This window comes from Desulfovibrio sp. JY, from assembly GCA_021730285.1.
GTDB lineage: Bacteria > Desulfobacterota > Desulfovibrionia > Desulfovibrionales > Desulfovibrionaceae > Solidesulfovibrio.
In genome coordinates this window covers 3,655,508-3,669,275 of sequence record CP082962.1, presented here as the reverse complement: position 1 = coordinate 3,669,275, position 13,768 = coordinate 3,655,508, and the positions used below count along the sequence as shown (strand labels likewise).

Annotated in this window: 17 protein-coding genes; 11 read left to right on the top strand and 6 right to left on the bottom strand. The window is 64.4% G+C overall.

What is annotated here, in order from left to right:
- Nucleotide 1: 1 nt before the first annotated feature.
- The 4 genes from K9F62_16365 to K9F62_16350 all read right to left on the bottom strand — a co-directional run bounded on the left by K9F62_16365 (nucleotide 2) and on the right by K9F62_16350 (nucleotide 2,676).
- Nucleotides 2–358, bottom strand: a complete 357-nt coding sequence (locus K9F62_16365) for a hypothetical protein (protein UJX40259.1) — start codon at nucleotides 356–358, stop codon at nucleotides 2–4.
- A 40-nt stretch (nucleotides 359–398) separates the two neighbouring features.
- Entirely contained in the window at nucleotides 399–956 is a 558-nt protein-coding gene (gene pgsA, locus K9F62_16360) for a CDP-diacylglycerol--glycerol-3-phosphate 3-phosphatidyltransferase (protein ID UJX40258.1), read from the bottom strand.
- A 157-nt stretch (nucleotides 957–1,113) separates the two neighbouring features.
- Nucleotides 1,114–1,998, bottom strand: coding sequence for an Mrp/NBP35 family ATP-binding protein (locus tag K9F62_16355; protein ID UJX40257.1), 885 nt, complete (start codon nucleotides 1,996–1,998; stop codon nucleotides 1,114–1,116).
- Nucleotides 1,999–2,016: 18 nt separating this feature from the next.
- Complete coding sequence (locus tag K9F62_16350; protein ID UJX40256.1) at nucleotides 2,017–2,676, bottom strand: protein-L-isoaspartate(D-aspartate) O-methyltransferase; 660 nt, start codon at nucleotides 2,674–2,676, stop codon at nucleotides 2,017–2,019.
- A gap of 147 nt (nucleotides 2,677–2,823) precedes the next feature.
- On the opposite strand from K9F62_16350, the gene K9F62_16345 reads away from it, so the two are divergent.
- From K9F62_16345 to K9F62_16315, 7 genes are all read left to right on the top strand, one after another.
- Nucleotides 2,824–3,303 carry a CBS domain-containing protein gene (locus K9F62_16345; GenBank protein UJX40255.1) on the top strand — a complete coding sequence of 160 codons (480 nt, stop codon included), beginning with the start codon at nucleotides 2,824–2,826 and terminating at the stop codon, nucleotides 3,301–3,303.
- A 206-nt stretch (nucleotides 3,304–3,509) separates the two neighbouring features.
- Entirely contained in the window at nucleotides 3,510–3,980 is a 471-nt protein-coding gene (locus K9F62_16340) for a cytochrome c3 family protein (GenBank protein ID UJX40254.1), read from the top strand.
- A 197-nt stretch (nucleotides 3,981–4,177) separates the two neighbouring features.
- On the top strand, nucleotides 4,178–4,576 hold the full coding sequence (locus K9F62_16335) for a VOC family protein (GenBank protein UJX40253.1): 399 nt from the start codon (nucleotides 4,178–4,180) through the stop codon (nucleotides 4,574–4,576).
- Between the two features lie 355 nt (nucleotides 4,577–4,931).
- Nucleotides 4,932–6,014: an iron ABC transporter permease gene (locus tag K9F62_16330; protein UJX43229.1), complete on the top strand. Its 1,083-nt coding sequence runs from the start codon at nucleotides 4,932–4,934 to the stop codon at nucleotides 6,012–6,014.
- Nucleotides 6,011–6,781: an ABC transporter ATP-binding protein gene (locus K9F62_16325; GenBank protein UJX40252.1), complete on the top strand. Its 771-nt coding sequence runs from the start codon at nucleotides 6,011–6,013 to the stop codon at nucleotides 6,779–6,781. The genes K9F62_16330 and K9F62_16325 overlap by 4 nt, the downstream gene beginning before the upstream one ends.
- A 23-nt stretch (nucleotides 6,782–6,804) precedes the next feature.
- Nucleotides 6,805–7,932, top strand: coding sequence for an iron ABC transporter substrate-binding protein (locus K9F62_16320; GenBank protein ID UJX40251.1), 1,128 nt, complete (start codon nucleotides 6,805–6,807; stop codon nucleotides 7,930–7,932).
- Between the two features lie 13 nt (nucleotides 7,933–7,945).
- A complete protein-coding gene (locus K9F62_16315; GenBank protein ID UJX40250.1) occupies nucleotides 7,946–8,569 on the top strand; it encodes a TraR/DksA C4-type zinc finger protein in 624 nt (207 codons plus the stop codon).
- 121 nt (nucleotides 8,570–8,690) lie between these two features.
- On the opposite strand, the gene K9F62_16310 is transcribed toward K9F62_16315, so the two are convergent.
- Nucleotides 8,691–9,911, bottom strand: coding sequence for a Xaa-Pro peptidase family protein (locus tag K9F62_16310; GenBank protein ID UJX40249.1), 1,221 nt, complete (start codon nucleotides 9,909–9,911; stop codon nucleotides 8,691–8,693).
- 128 nt (nucleotides 9,912–10,039) lie between these two features.
- On the opposite strand from K9F62_16310, the gene K9F62_16305 reads away from it, so the two are divergent.
- Nucleotides 10,040–10,942, top strand: a complete 903-nt coding sequence (locus K9F62_16305; protein ID UJX40248.1) for a DMT family transporter — start codon at nucleotides 10,040–10,042, stop codon at nucleotides 10,940–10,942.
- On the opposite strand, the gene mqnC is transcribed toward K9F62_16305, so the two are convergent.
- On the bottom strand, nucleotides 10,921–11,964 hold the full coding sequence (gene mqnC / locus K9F62_16300) for a dehypoxanthine futalosine cyclase (protein ID UJX40247.1): 1,044 nt from the start codon (nucleotides 11,962–11,964) through the stop codon (nucleotides 10,921–10,923). The two genes, K9F62_16305 and mqnC, sit on opposite strands and share 22 nt — an antisense overlap.
- 80 nt (nucleotides 11,965–12,044) lie before the next feature.
- Between mqnC and K9F62_16295 the strand changes: the two genes are divergently transcribed.
- From K9F62_16295 to K9F62_16285, 3 genes are read left to right on the top strand one after another with little or no spacing between them, the layout of a single operon-like run.
- Complete coding sequence (locus K9F62_16295; protein UJX40246.1) at nucleotides 12,045–12,458, top strand: CoA-binding protein; 414 nt, start codon at nucleotides 12,045–12,047, stop codon at nucleotides 12,456–12,458.
- Between the two features lie 9 nt (nucleotides 12,459–12,467).
- Nucleotides 12,468–12,959 (top strand): YkgJ family cysteine cluster protein, encoded by a 492-nt coding sequence (locus K9F62_16290; GenBank protein UJX40245.1) that lies wholly within the window; start codon nucleotides 12,468–12,470, stop codon nucleotides 12,957–12,959.
- A complete protein-coding gene (locus K9F62_16285) occupies nucleotides 12,931–13,758 on the top strand; it encodes a DnaJ domain-containing protein (GenBank protein ID UJX40244.1) in 828 nt (275 codons plus the stop codon). Before K9F62_16290 ends, K9F62_16285 begins: the two co-directional genes overlap by 29 nt.
- Nucleotides 13,759–13,768 lie beyond the last annotated feature (10 nt).

The window sequence follows — 13,768 nt, the reverse complement described above, 5'->3', positions numbered from 1 at the left end:
ATCATTGCACGACGTACTTTTTCGAACGTTTGTACTCGTTTTGCTCCAAGGGTTCCTTGAGCTCCTTCAGGAAATTTTCCGTGGCCGCCTCGATGCGGGCCACGTCCTGCTCCTGTACCTCGATTTCCTCGACATGGGAAAGGAACATCTTGAGGATGTTGAAGTCGCGCAGCAGGTAGTGGCCGAACTGGAGGCGCTCCAGGTCCGGCTCGAGTTCCAGAATGGTATGCAGGCAGTTTTCGATGCGGGCCGACAGGTTCTCGTCGCGTCGATGCGCGCCGCGCGCCCCTCGACCGCCGGCCGGCCGCGCCACGCGGACCCGGCGTCTGGCCAGCTTGGAAATGTTTTTGGCTTTCATAGCGTCGTACTTGCTTTTTCCGTCCGGGCGGGCCGTCGCCCTACCGGGGGGCGTCTTTGGCCCAGATCACTTTTTTCCCGAATCCATAAAAGTAATTGCCCCCGGATACAAGGGTCAATACCACGGCCAGATACAAAAGAATATTTCCCAGCGGCACGGGATTGAAGCCGAACCAGGGGTAATGCAGCACCAGCGGGCACAGCGCCAGCATCTGCAATATGGTCTTGAGCTTGCCGAACCGGTCGGCAGCGATGACCACGCCATGGTCGATGGCCATGGCCCGAAGCCCGGTCACGGCGATTTCCCGGCCGATGATGATGACCGAAATCCAGGCTTCCACCCAGCCGAGCTTCGTCAGCATGATGAGCAGGGAGCTCACGAGCAGCTTGTCGGCCAGCGGGTCGAGAAATTTGCCAAAGGTGGTCACGAGGTTGCGCTGCCTGGCCACCATCCCGTCCATGATGTCGGTCACCGAGGCGGCGATGAAAAAGAGCAAGGCCACAAGGCAGGTGATCCTTCCTGGGAAATACAGCAGAATCACCAGGATAGGCACGGCCGCGATACGGGCGAGGGTCAGGTTGTTGGCGAGATTGAACATGGGGATTGGCCTTTGGTGTTAAAAAGGACGGCTCGCAGGCAAATAAAGCAATCATCGGCCGGCGTAAAGCCTCGGGCGGCATTCGGTCCGGCGGCGGCAGGCGCGCGCGGCACGACCGGGGCGGTTGCGGCCTGGAAAAATGCCGGCCCGTCCCGTCTCAGGTACAGGGCGACGCGGCGGCTTCGAGACTCGAGTGGCAGGCGGCGGCAATGGACCGGGCCAGGGCGACAAAGGCCCGCTTGGCCGGGAAGTCCTCTTCCAGGCGCACCACCGGCCGCCCCAGGTCCCCGGCCACCACCGTGGCCGGATCAAGCGGCACGGCCCCGAGAAACTCCAGGCCGTAGGCCCGGGCCAGGGTCTCGCCGCCGCCTTTTTTGAAGAGCTCGATTTCCTTGTGGCAATACGGGCACACGAGCCCACTCATATTTTCCACCACGCCCAGAATGTTGGCGTTGGCGTACTGGAGAAAATTGACGGTCTTGCGCACGTCGTCCAGGGAGATTTCCTGGGGCGTGGTCACCAGCACGCACAGGGCGTCGCGCACGGTTTTGAGCACTGCCAGATGCTCGTCGCCGGTCCCGGGCGGGGAGTCGATGACCAGGTAGTCGAGTTCGCCCCAGTCGACGTCGGCGATGAACTGGCGAATGGCCGTGGTCTTCATGGGGCCGCGCCACAGCACCGCCTGGTCCGGGTCCGTCAGCAGGGACTGCATGGAGACCACGAGCAGATTGTCGCCCAGGCGCTTGGGGGCGATGGCCGCCGCGCCCCGGGCTTCCATGGCTCCGGAAATGCCCAGCATGCGGGTGACGTTGGGGCCGTGGAGGTCCACGTCCAAAAGCCCCACCCTGGCGCCTTCGTCGGCCAGGGAGCAGGCCACGTTGACGGCCACCGAACTCTTGCCCACCCCGCCCTTGCCGCTCATGACGAAAATCTTGTAGCGGATTCTGGCCAGGGTCTCGCCGATGCGTCCCTCGCGGGTGGCGTCCCGTCCCGGGGCTTCGGGCTTGCCGGAACAGGACCGGCAGGAACTTCCTTGCGCCATGCGCCTTCTCCCTTGCGGCTACCAGCCGTGGGCCCCGACCAGGTCCACGAACGTCACCTCGCCGAGCCTTCGGGCTATGACCCGGCCGTTTTCCTTGCGCACCACGTGCAACCGCTGGCTGCGTCTGGTCTCGCCCACGGGAATGACCATGCGGCCCGGATCGGCGAGCTGTTCGATGAGCGGCTCCGGCACCTTGGGGCCGCCGGCCGTGACCAGGATGCGGTCGAACGGGGCCGCATCGGGCCAGCCCAACGTGCCGTCGTCGAGCTTGAAGCACACCTTGAGGTAGCGCAGTCCCTCCAGACGCTTGCGGGCGGCCGCCTGGAGGGGACGCACCCGCTCCACGGTGAACACGTACGCGCCCATCTCCGCCAGGACCGCGGCCTGATACCCCGAGCCCGTGCCGATCTCCAGCACGCGGAGTCCGGGTTTCACCTCCAGCAGTTCCGTCATCCAGGCGACGACATAGGGCTGGGAGATGGTCTGGCCATGGCCGAGCGGCAGGGGATGATCCTCGTAGGCTTGCGGGATGAGCGCCTCTTCCACGAACAAGTGCCGGGGCACCTTGCGCATGGCCCGCAGCACTTCGGGATCGGACACGCCCCGGGCCTCGATCTGGTCCCGGACCATGCGGTCCCGATTGCGCTTCAAATCGATTGTCGGCTCCGCCCCGTTCATCCTCCGCCCTCTGCCCGACCCGATGTCAGGCCATCCCGCGCGCCGGCGCGATCTTATTTGGAAAACAGAATTTCCGCCTCAAGTCAACGCGGACCGGCTTGACAGGGCAAGCCGGCAATGCCATCTCCGGCAGACAAGGAGGATTCCATGCTGCTCACCCGCGACCTCATGACCGAGGACCTCATTGCCCTGCGCGATACCGACAGCCTGCTTGCGGCCAAAACGACCATGGAAGATGCCCGCATCCGCCATCTTCCCATCATCGATGTCGCCGGCGCCTTCGTGGGGTTGCTCACCCACCGCGACATCCTGGCCGCCTCGGTGTCCCGGCTGGCCGAAATCGACCAGACCACCGAGGACGAAATCTACGGCGGCATCCCCATTGCCGAGGTCATGCGCGCCGACGTGGCCATGGCCACGCCGGAACTCCCCCTGCGCCAGGCGGCCGAGGTGCTCCTGACCCAGAAATACGGCTGTCTGCCGGTGGTCGAAAGCGGCAAGCTGGTCGGCATCATCACCGCCTCGGATTTCATCCGCTTAAGCCTCGACCTCATGGACGCCCTGGAAGCCAGTGAAAAATTGGATGGCGATGACCTCGATGATGCGTCCGACGCGGATGACCGGTAAGAGGCGCTGAGACGGCCTCTGGCCGACCGAACGCATCCGCTTTGGGACAACGGTATTTTTGGAAAATCTGTTGACTTCCGACTTGTGAAATTTTACGCTTTTCACTTGAATTACGGCGGCGGGGCTCACGCCTGCGACGGCCGCCTGTGTATTCGCAGCGGCAAGATCCATTCACCGTTTGTTGGAGTTTTTAAGGAGGGAGTCGGATGCGTTCCAAGGTCATGTTTTCCATGTTGGTCCTTTTCGTGTTCACCCTGGCGCTGGCCTCGGCGGCCTACAGCGAGGGCGGCAAATTCAGTGCGATCGTCGATGCCAAGTCCACTGTCTGCTATCCCCTGGAATTGACCTTCAAGCGCCCGGCCGGGGTGCTGAAGACCAGCTTTGCGCCCGTCACTTTTTCCCACGGCCAGCACGGCAATATTCCCTGCGTCACCTGCCACCACATGTGGGACGGCAAGAGCAAGATCGAAGGCTGCGCCACCGAGGGTTGCCACGACAACCTCAAGGAACGTCAGGACCCCATGTCCTACTTCCGGGCCTTCCACGACAAGAACGCCGCCAACAGCTGCCTCGGCTGCCACATGAAGACCAACATCGCCCGCAAGGAAAAGGGTGAAAAGCCCCTTTCCGTGTCCCCCTGTTCCAACAACGGCTGCCACCACGTCGCCCAGAAGTAACGCAGGGTTCACAAGGCTCCGCCGACAAAGCCCCCGCTTTTGCGGGGGCTTTTTTTATGGGCGATGCGACATCCGGCCCGAGAGGATCGTGCTTTGGCGCTACCCCCCGCCTTCTTGCCAGTCCGCCCCCTTTTTCGTAGGGAAATCATGCGGGAATGCCGATTGGCGGTCATCCCGAAAAAACGGGAGGTGCGATCATGGGAGAGGACTTCACCAGGCAGGGCGTTTTCAGCTGGAACGAGCTGATGACCACCGATGTGGAAGGGGCCAAGGCCTTTTACGCCAAGCTGCTCGGCTGGACCACCGAGGATAAGCCCATGCCGGAAATGGGCATGACCTACACCATCGTCAAGGCCGGAGACACGGCGGTCGGCGGCATCATGCCCATACCGCCCGAAGCGGCGAAAATGCCGCCGGTGTGGGGCTCGTACGTTTCCGTGGACGACGTGGACGCGGCGGCGAAAAAAACCGTGGAGCTTGGCGGCACCGTCTACAAGGAGCCGACCGACATCCCGGGCGTCGGGCGCTTTTGCGTGATAGGCGACCCCCAGGGCGCTTTTCTGTCACTGATAACCTTCAAAATGGACTCCATGTAGGCGGGCACGACGAAACGGAGCGCCCCGGCATCGTGGACGGACCGGATTCTCTCGGTGAAAAACGCGCTGCTGACGCCCTGGCGGCTTCGGGTTTACCCGCGGTTGCTTCTTTTTGCCTTGGCTCTTGCCGCCGGGGCGGCGCGTGTGAGCGGTTCCGGGTCGGCTTGGCGCGGCTCGGGCTCTATTCCCAGGCCAAGCCTTTTGATCGGCCGCATCTGATTTTTTTCTTGGCCCCCGCGCTACGGTGATGGCGCGCGTTCCTTTCCGACCAAGCGGATAGAAAATAGAAAATCGTTCACTCTGTGTTGTAAAATATTTAATTTCGTATTACGCATCTTCCATGCCGTCTTCCTGCATGGCCCCCACGACGTCCCTGGCCGGCGGGCACCTGGCCCGCCAGAAAGCCAAGCAGGTCAAGGCGCTCGTCCTGTGCGCCGCCCTTCTCGCCCTTGCCCTTTATGCCCTGGCCGCCGGCAGCTACGACCTCGGCCTGTCCGACATCCTGGCCGTTTTGGCCGGCAACCGGCAGGGACCGGGCGCGGTGGTGGTCACGGGCATCCGGCTGCCGCGCATCCTGGCCGCCATCGCCGGCGGCTTCGGTCTGGCCGTTTCGGGCGTTTTGACCCAAAGCCTGCTGTCCAACCCGCTGGCCTCGCCTTTCACCCTCGGCATCAGCCACGGCGCGGCCTTTGGCGCGGCCTGCGGCATCGTTTTCCTGGGAGCCGGCGCGTTTTCCGGCAACGCCCTGGCCACGTCCAGCGCCGAATTCGCCCGGATCGGCGGCGTGTTCACCATGTCCCTGTGCGCCTTTGCCGGGGCCATCGGCACCACGGCCCTGGTGACCGGGCTTGCCCTGGTCAAGCGGCTCGGGCCCCAGGCGATCATCCTTTGCGGCGTAGCGCTCTCCTCGCTTTTCACCGCCGGCACCATCCTTATCCAGTTCTACGCCGACGAACTCCAGCTCGCGGCCATCGTCTTCTGGAGCTTCGGAGATGTGTCCCGGGCCAGAGGCGCGCAAATTATCGTCATGGGCCTTGCCGCCGCCGTTACCGGCGGATTTTGCCTCTACGCCCGCCAGGACTTAAACGCCCTGCTGGCCGGCGACGACGTGGCCAAGAGTGTGGGCGTCAACACCAAGCTCCTGCGCCTTGTCGGCATGGGGCTGGCGGCGCTTTGTTCCGGGGTGGTGGTGGCCGTATGCGGGGTGATCGCCTTTCTGGGCCTGCTTGCCCCGCACATCGCCAGACGTTCCGTGGGCTGCGATCACGGCCCCCTCGCCATCCATGCGGGGCTTTGGGGCGCGCTTCTTTTGCTCGGGGCCGATACGGCCGGCCGGCTGCTGGCCGGGACGGGCGCGTTGCCCGTGGGCGTGCTCACGTCCTTTATGGGCGCGCCGCTGTTTTTATTTCTCTTGCTGCGGGGAGGAGGTCGGACATGAGCCTGTCGGCGCGAAATCTTTCCTTTGCCTACAACGGCGCGGCCGTGCTTACGGATGTGAGCCTGCGGCTTGCGCCCGGGCGCGTCACCGCCATTCTCGGCGTCAACGGCGCGGGCAAATCCACCCTGCTCAAGTGCCTGGGCGGCCTGATCCGCCCTCACCGGGGCGCGGTGTGCCTCGGCGAGGCGGAACTGCCTCGTTTGTCCCGACGCGAGGCGGCCCGGCGCATCGCCTATGTGCCCCAGTCCCAGCTGGCCGAAAGCCTGACCGTGTTCGAGGCCGTGCTGCTCGGCCGCCGCCCCCACATGGGGCTTCGTCCATCGAGACGGGACATGGGCATCGTGGAAGGCGTGCTCACAAGGCTGGGGCTTTCCGCCCTGGCCTTTCGTCGCCTCGACGCGCTCTCCGGCGGCGAGATGCAAAAGACCGCCATTGCCCGGGCCCTGGTCCAGGAGCCGGACGTGCTGCTCCTCGACGAACCCACAGCCAGCCTGGACCTCAAAAACATGCTGGAAGTCTTTGCCATCGTCCGGCAGGCCGTGGCCGGCCAGGGCGTCGCCGCCGCCGCCGTGCTCCACGACCTGTCCCAGGCCATGCGCTTTGCCGACGATTTCGTGCTGCTTTCCCGGGGCGCGGTCCTGGCCCGGGTCGACGCCAAGGGACTGACGCCCGAGATCGTGCGCGCGGTCTACGGCGTGGACGTGGCCTTTGGCGAGGTGGGTGGCCATCCCGTGGCCGCGCCCCTGGGCGTTGCCGACGCCGCCTAACCCGACCGCAAAAGGAACCCGCCATGCCGCACCCGTTTCGCGTTTTTTTCCTGTGTTGCGCCCTGCTCCTTCTGGTCGCCGGCCTTGCACCCGCAGCGCCGGACACGCCCGCCGGGTCGCGGCAGGTAACCGACGCAGCCGGACGCCAGGTCACGGTGCCGGAAAATCCCCGGCGCATCATCTGCCTCGGACCGGGCACGCTGCGGCTTATCGCCTATCTCGACGCCACGGACCGGGTGGTCGGCATCGAGCGCTTCGAAAAGGACAGGCGTACCGGCCGCCCTTACAGCCTGGCCCATCCGGAGCTCCTCAAGCTCCCCGTCATCGGTCCGGGCGGCCCCAAAAGCCTCAACCAGGAGCCTGACCTGGAAGCCGTGCTGGGCGTCGCGCCGCAAATCATCTTCGTAACCGCCATGGACGCCGCCGTGGCCGAGGCCATGCAGGCCAAGCTGCGCATTCCCGTGGTGGTTTTGAGCTATGGCCAGTTCGCCCGCTACGATCCCAAGGTCCTGGACAGTCTGGCCCTGGCCGGAGACATTCTCGGCTGCCCGGACCGCGCGGCGGCGGTGGCGGATTTCATGAAAAAGGCCGAGGCCGACGTGCGGGCCCGGGCGCAAAAAGGACTGGCCGCGCCGGGTTACGTCAAGCCCACGGTCTACGTCGGCGGCACCGGCCTTCGCGGCACGCATGGGCTTACCAGCACCGACAACCCGTATGCCCCCCTGGAGTGGCTTTCGGCCGACAATCTGGCCAGCCGCGTCACGAAAGACGGCCATGCCTTCATCGACAAGGAACAGCTCCTGGCCTTCAATCCGGATGTCCTTTTCGTCGACGCCGGCGGCTTGCCGCTGGTTGCCGACGAATACAGCCAGCAGCCCGAATTCGTCGGGTCCCTGCGCGCGGTGAAGGACGGGAAGGTCTTTGTGCTCTATCCTTTCGTCATGTATCTGACCAACCTGGACACCATCGTGGTCGACGCCTACGCGGCCGGGAAAATCCTCTATCCACAAGCCTTCGCCGACATCGATCCAGTGGCCAAAGCCGACGAAATCTACCGGTTTCTGCTCGGCAAGCCCGTTTACGCGGAAATGACCCACGATTTCGGGCCGCTTGGCCAAAAGCCGGCATTTTTCAAAAACACCCAGCCGTAAAGTGGGGACAGACATGGAAACGGAAAGAGCAAGAGACGATGTGGCGGCCTTGACGACCCGGGCGGTGGATTACCACGGGCATATGTGTCCGGGGCTGGCCATCGGCATCCAGGCGGCGCGCATTGGCCTCGCCGTCTGCGGCCATGACGGCGACGAGGACGTGGTGGCCGTGGTCGAAACGGACATGTGCGCCGTGGACGCCATCCAGGCTTTGATGGGCTGCACCTACGGCAAGGGCAACCTGATCCACCGTGATTACGGCAAAAACGCCTTCACCTTCCACCGTCGTCGCGACGGCGCAGCCGTGCGTTTGCTTGCCCGGCCGGACCTGCACAAGCTGGTGGACCCGGAGTTCGCGGCCGTGCGCGAGACGCTCAACGCCGACCCCCAAAATGCCAAGGCCAAGGCCGAACTGCCGGCGCTGGCCTTACGCTGCGCCAAACGGATTCTCGAAAGCGATCCCGAAACCTTTTTCACGCGCACCGAGCCGGCCGGGGTGGCCCCCAGGCGGGCGGCCATCCTGTCGAGCCTCGTCTGCGAGGCCTGCGGCGAATCCGTGATGGAGTCGCGCTCTCGGCGCTTTGCCGGCAAGACCCTGTGCATCCCCTGCTTTATGGCCGTGGAGCAGAAAATCTGACGAGTGCCCTCTTCCCTCTCAAAGTCCCCTCCAACAGCCAACCCGTTCTATTAAAAGTCTTTTGAAGGGGGCCTGGGGGAAACTTTTCGTAAGACAAAGTTTCCCCCAGCTTCTTCCCTCCCTACTCGACGCAGATGATGTCGTAACTGTCGCCGGTCAGGCATTTTCCGCCCTGTTCGGTCACCTCGAAGGTGTTCTCCACCCCCACCATGCCGACGTCGGGGATGCCGAACTTGGGTTCGAGGGCCAGGGTCATGCCCGCTTCGAGGGGCTCGTCGAAGCCCTTGGCGATCACAGGCCAGGCGTCGATGGCAAGTCCTATGCCGTGGCCCAGAAAGCGCACCTTGTTTTCGCCAAGTCCCATGAATCCCTCGTCCATGCCGGCCTGCGCGACGATGGACAGGGCCAGGGCGTAAAGCTCGCTCGGCTTCGCGCCGGGCTTGAGCGCCGCGGCCACGGTCTGCTGCACCCGCATGCACAGGTCGTGGCCGCGCCGGACGCTGTCCGGAATATCGGCCGCCTTGCCGGCAAAATAGACCTGCGTCTTGTCCGTGACGTAGCCTTCGATGGTAAAGCCGTTGTCGATGGTGAGCACGCCGCCCTTTTTCCAGATCGCGCCAGCGTAACCGGAAAAAGGCAGGGCCGGATGCTCGCCACGCAGTCCTACCGGGCCGTTGAAAACGCTCGGGTAGTTGCCGCTGTCCCCGGCCGCGATATGGCCGAGAAAGATTTCGTCGCCGTTTGTCATGCGAAGCTGCCCCTGGTGCCCGAGGTCGAAAAAGACGTCCCAGCACTTGCAGGCGATCTCGCGCTCGCTCATGCCGGGACGCATCACGGCCGGCAGGCGTTCCATGAGGCCTTCGGCGTGGCGCGCGCCGCACAGGCGGATCTTGGCGAGTTCCCAGGCCGATTTCTGCGCCTGGGCCATGGCCAGGGCCGCGTCGCCGGGTACGAAACTGACGCCGGGGAGCCGCGAGGTTAAAAGTCCGGCCAGATTCCAGGACAGCCCCGACTGCTCGGCGGCGCAAAGGGGCGTTATGGGGCTGCCGGCCTTTTCGCAAAGCGGCATGAGGTCGCCGTAGGACCGGAAGCCGACGATCGTTTCCAGCGGGCTTTCGAGCAGCGCCCGCTCCCGGCCTTTGCGGCAGGCCAGGACCGGCTTGCCGGTGGCCGGCAGCCACAGCACGCCGTTGGCCCAGGTTCCGGTCAAATAGTAGATGGCCAGCCTCGAAAAAACGAGCAATCCGCCGGCTTCGGGCGCGACCTTGGCCAATGCGGCCCGGCACTTGGCCAGGCGGGACGTCATTTCCTCTTCGGGCAAACGTTCCAGGGCTTCAAACATCACAACTCCCTTTGTGTTTTCTTTTACGACCCGACACGGTATAGCGGCGCTCCGTCGCGACGCACGAATGCGACCGATTGTCGGTCGAAGTGATATAGCGCCGCACAACCTTCCCCCGGATATGGTGCATGGCCAACGACAGACCACCCTGGCGGGCCGTTCTCGCCCTCACGGCGGGCACGCTCTTATGGGGCGGCTCGTTTATCGCCATGAAGATCGCCATGCGCGGTTACGCGCCCTTGCTGGTGGTCTTTTGCCGCATGGCCCTGGCCTCGCTGGTCTTCGGGCTCATCTGGCGGCGCATGGGCGGATTCAGGGCGGCCAAGGGCGACTGGCCGGGGATGCTCTTCATGGCCCTTTGCGAACCGTGCCTGTATTTCGTGTTCGAGGCCAAGGCGCTCACACTCACCCAGGTCTCGCAAGCGGCCATGGTCACGGCCATGCTGCCGCTGTTGACCGCCGTGGCCGCCGCGCTATTCCTTAAAGAAAAGCTTGAGAAAAAAGCGGGCATCGGGCTGCTGCTGGCAGTGGGCGGGGTGGTGATCATGAGCGCGTCCGGCGGGGCGACCGGGGACGCGCCCCGACCCGTGCTCGGCAACTTTCTGGAATTTATCGCCATGTGCTGCGCCGTGGGCTACATCGTCACGGCCAGGCGGTTGGCCGCCCGGCACAGGCCGCTCTACCTCACGGCCATGCAGGCCTTTACCGGAACGGTCTTTTTCGCGCCCGTACTTCTTTTTACGCCCTTTCCCGAACACATCGAGCTCGGACCGACCCTGGCCGTGGTCTTTCTCGGCCTTGGCGTCACCTTCGTGGCCTACGGGCTCTACAACTACGGCGTGAGTCTGGTCCCGGCCAACAAGGCGGCGGCGTTTCTCAACCTCATTCCGGTCTTCGCCTGCCTGTTGTCCTACTTCATGCTGGATGAAACCCTCACCCCGGCCCAGTGGACCGGTGGGGGACTGGCCCTTGGCGGCGTGGCCTTAAGCACCCGTTCCGGCCGGGACAATCAATCCTCGCGCCGGGAATAGTCCATGTTGCGCCGCACGGGAGTGAATCCGGCCCGGACGGCCAACCGGCGAAGCTCCTCTTCCTCCATGCGGAAATGCACCCCGGCCGCGGCCACCACGTTTTCCTCAATCATGGTCGAGCCGAGGTCGTTGGCGCCGAAAAAAAGCGCCATCTGGCCGACCATGGGGCCCTGGGTCACCCAGGAGGCCTGGACGTTGGGCACGTTGTCGAGAAAAAGGCGGGAAAGGGCCAGCCAGCGCAGATATTCCCAGGACGAGGCCTCGGAGACGGTGAGCCCGGTGTTGCCGGGCTGGAAGGTCCAGGGAATAAAGGCCGTGAACCCGCCGGTTTCGTCCTGCAGGTCGCGGATGCGCGACAGGTGCTCCAGGCGGTGGTCGATGGTCTCGCCAAGGCCGATGACCATGGTGGCCGTGGTGCGAAGGCCCAAGGCGTGGGCCTGGCGCATGACCTCGATCCAGTCGTCGGCCGGGCACTTGTTGGGCGAGACGCTGCTCCGGATGGGATCGGACAGGATTTCCGCCCCGCCACCGGGCAGCGAGGCCAGTCCGGCCGCCTTGAGTTCGGTCAGCACCTCGGCTATGGAGAGCCCTTCCATTTTGGCCAGGAAGGCAATCTCCGGCGGCGAGAAGCCGTGCACGGCCACTTCCGGGAAGCGGTCGCGCAAGAAGGCCAGCATGCCGGTGTAGAAATCGAGATGCAGGTCCGGGTGCATGCCGCCCTGCAGCAAGATCTGCCAGCCGCCGAGCGCCACGGTTTCGCCCACTTTGGCCGCAAGCTCCTCCCGCGAAAGGACATAGCCCTCCGCGTGTCCTGGCGGGCGGAAAAAGGCGCAAAAGCGGCAGCCGCAGGCGCAAATGTTGGTATAATTGATGTTGCGGTCGACAATGTAGGTGACGACCGGCTCGGGATGGAGGGCCAGCCTCGCGGTGTGGGCCATTTTGCCGATGGCGAAAACGTCGGCGTCCTCCCACAAGGCCCGAGCCTGGGCAGTGCTTATACGATCAATGGCGGAAACGGACATGCGCGCGAAACCTCCGGGCATGAATGCCGCCAAGCGGATACACCTTTTTCCGGCAAACGAAAACCTCTCGGAGGCAGGCAGTGCTGTACGCCGATGCGCCGCTCAAGGAACTTCTCGCCCCGGGCGCGACCATTGCCCTTCTCGGGGCCAAGGACCGTCTCGGCACCGAAGTGGACATGGTCGGGCGCTATCTGCTCGAGGCGGGCTTTACCGTCATTCCGGTGCATCCGGCCAGGAGTGTGGTCTGGGGGTTGCCCGCCCGCAAGACCCTGGCCGAAATCGATGTCCCGGTGGACATCGTCAACCTGTTTCGGGCGGCGCAACATTGTCCGGCCCATGCCGCCGAAACGCTGGCCCTGCCGCATAGGCCGCGCTGCTTTTGGATGCAGTCCGGCATCGCCAGTCCCGAGGCCCGGACACTTTTGCAGCCAAGCGGCATGGTTGTGGTGGAAGATCGTTGCATCATGGTTGAACACCGGCGTCTTTGGGGGTAGGTAGTCGCAATGCCGCAAGTCGCCGCTTTCATCTGCCGCCGTTGCGGCCATTGTTGCCAGGGAGTGGGCGGCATCATGCTGGCCCAAAGTGACATCACGCGCCTTGCCGCGCATCTGGAACTCGCACCGGAGGCGATGCTCGCGCGGTTCGCCGAACATGTCGGCGGCAAGGACCGTCTGGCCACGGGCAAAGACGGTTACTGCATCTTCTACGACGAAGGGTGCTCGGTGCATCCGGCCCGTCCCGACGTGTGCCGGGCCTGGCCGTATTTCCGGGGCAACATCATCGACGCCGCCAGCCACGCCATGGCCGCCGAGGATTGCCCGGGCATAAATACCGAAGTGGACCACGCGGAATTCGCCCGCCAGGGTATGGAATACCTGTGCCGCCATGGGCTGGCCCGGATCCAGGGTGTGGGAGCGCCCGAGGCCCTGGCCGTCATGCCGCCACAGCCAGCCGAGGAGACGGAGCATGGCCCCTGCGGATGCGATGCGTCTTGACGAAGCGCGCGCCCTGCTTGGCGTTTCGGGAACGGACGAGCTCGAAGCCATCAAATCCGCGTACCGCAAGCTGGCCTTTTCCCTGCATCCCGACCTGCATCCCGACGACCCCGGCGCCAAGCGCAAATTCCAGCGTTTAAACGAAGCCTATCTGCTGCTGCGGCATTTCCATGCCAATCGCGACCGTGAGCCCGGTTCCCAGACCGGCCCCAGGCCCAAGCCCGGGCAAAAGACCACGACAAAAGCCGGCACCGGCCCGCGCCCGGACCCGACCGCCGGTCAGGCCCACCGCCAGCGTCAGGCCAAGGCCGCCTATACCCAGGCGTCCAAGCAAAACGCCGATGCCGGATTCTATTTTCGCCGCGAGGAAGTGCTCCAGGACCTGCTCAAGGACCCGTTCGCCCGGCAGGTGTTCCAGGACATCTACCAGCAGGTGCGCAACAAGTCCGCCGCCGGCAGCGGCCCGGTCACGGCCAAAGGACCGCGCAAGGTCTCCTTCCACTGGGGAGACAAGGCGCTATCGCTCGATATTACCAAAGGTTTTTGGGGATCCCTCAAGGGATACTTTCAAAAACAACTCGACGACGAACAGACCGTGCATCTGCCGACGACAAGCCTTTTTCCAGGCACCCGCATCCGGGTGGGCATCCGCCATGGCCTGGGCAACAGCAAGCCCACCATGGTGGAAGTGACCCTGCCCCCGGATTTCGTGGTCGGCCGGCCCATACGGCTCAAAGGCATGGGCCGGCGCATCGGCCCCATGCGCGGCGACCTGTACCTGCGGCTGCTGGCCAAATAGGAAATAGGAA

Excerpts from the sequence above, each read along its gene's own strand:
- K9F62_16285 (UJX40244.1), top strand. The coding sequence starts at position 12,931 with ATGGCCCCTGCGGATGCGATGCGTCTTGACGAAGCGCGCGCCCTGCTT.
- K9F62_16325 (UJX40252.1), top strand. The coding sequence starts at position 6,011 with ATGAGCCTGTCGGCGCGAAATCTTTCCTTTGCCTACAACGGCGCGGCC.
- K9F62_16340 (UJX40254.1), top strand. The coding sequence starts at position 3,510 with ATGCGTTCCAAGGTCATGTTTTCCATGTTGGTCCTTTTCGTGTTCACC.
- mqnC (UJX40247.1), bottom strand. The coding sequence starts at position 11,964 with ATGTCCGTTTCCGCCATTGATCGTATAAGCACTGCCCAGGCTCGGGCC.
- pgsA (UJX40258.1), bottom strand. The coding sequence starts at position 956 with ATGTTCAATCTCGCCAACAACCTGACCCTCGCCCGTATCGCGGCCGTG.
- K9F62_16345 (UJX40255.1), top strand. The coding sequence starts at position 2,824 with ATGCTGCTCACCCGCGACCTCATGACCGAGGACCTCATTGCCCTGCGC.
- K9F62_16330 (UJX43229.1), top strand. The coding sequence starts at position 4,932 with ATGGCCCCCACGACGTCCCTGGCCGGCGGGCACCTGGCCCGCCAGAAA.
- K9F62_16315 (UJX40250.1), top strand. The coding sequence starts at position 7,946 with ATGGAAACGGAAAGAGCAAGAGACGATGTGGCGGCCTTGACGACCCGG.
- K9F62_16290 (UJX40245.1), top strand. The coding sequence starts at position 12,468 with ATGCCGCAAGTCGCCGCTTTCATCTGCCGCCGTTGCGGCCATTGTTGC.
- K9F62_16335 (UJX40253.1), top strand. The coding sequence starts at position 4,178 with ATGGGAGAGGACTTCACCAGGCAGGGCGTTTTCAGCTGGAACGAGCTG.
- K9F62_16305 (UJX40248.1), top strand. The coding sequence starts at position 10,040 with ATGGCCAACGACAGACCACCCTGGCGGGCCGTTCTCGCCCTCACGGCG.
- K9F62_16310 (UJX40249.1), bottom strand. The coding sequence starts at position 9,911 with ATGTTTGAAGCCCTGGAACGTTTGCCCGAAGAGGAAATGACGTCCCGC.
- K9F62_16350 (UJX40256.1), bottom strand. The coding sequence starts at position 2,676 with ATGAACGGGGCGGAGCCGACAATCGATTTGAAGCGCAATCGGGACCGC.
- K9F62_16365 (UJX40259.1), bottom strand. The coding sequence starts at position 358 with ATGAAAGCCAAAAACATTTCCAAGCTGGCCAGACGCCGGGTCCGCGTG.
- K9F62_16320 (UJX40251.1), top strand. The coding sequence starts at position 6,805 with ATGCCGCACCCGTTTCGCGTTTTTTTCCTGTGTTGCGCCCTGCTCCTT.
- K9F62_16355 (UJX40257.1), bottom strand. The coding sequence starts at position 1,998 with ATGGCGCAAGGAAGTTCCTGCCGGTCCTGTTCCGGCAAGCCCGAAGCC.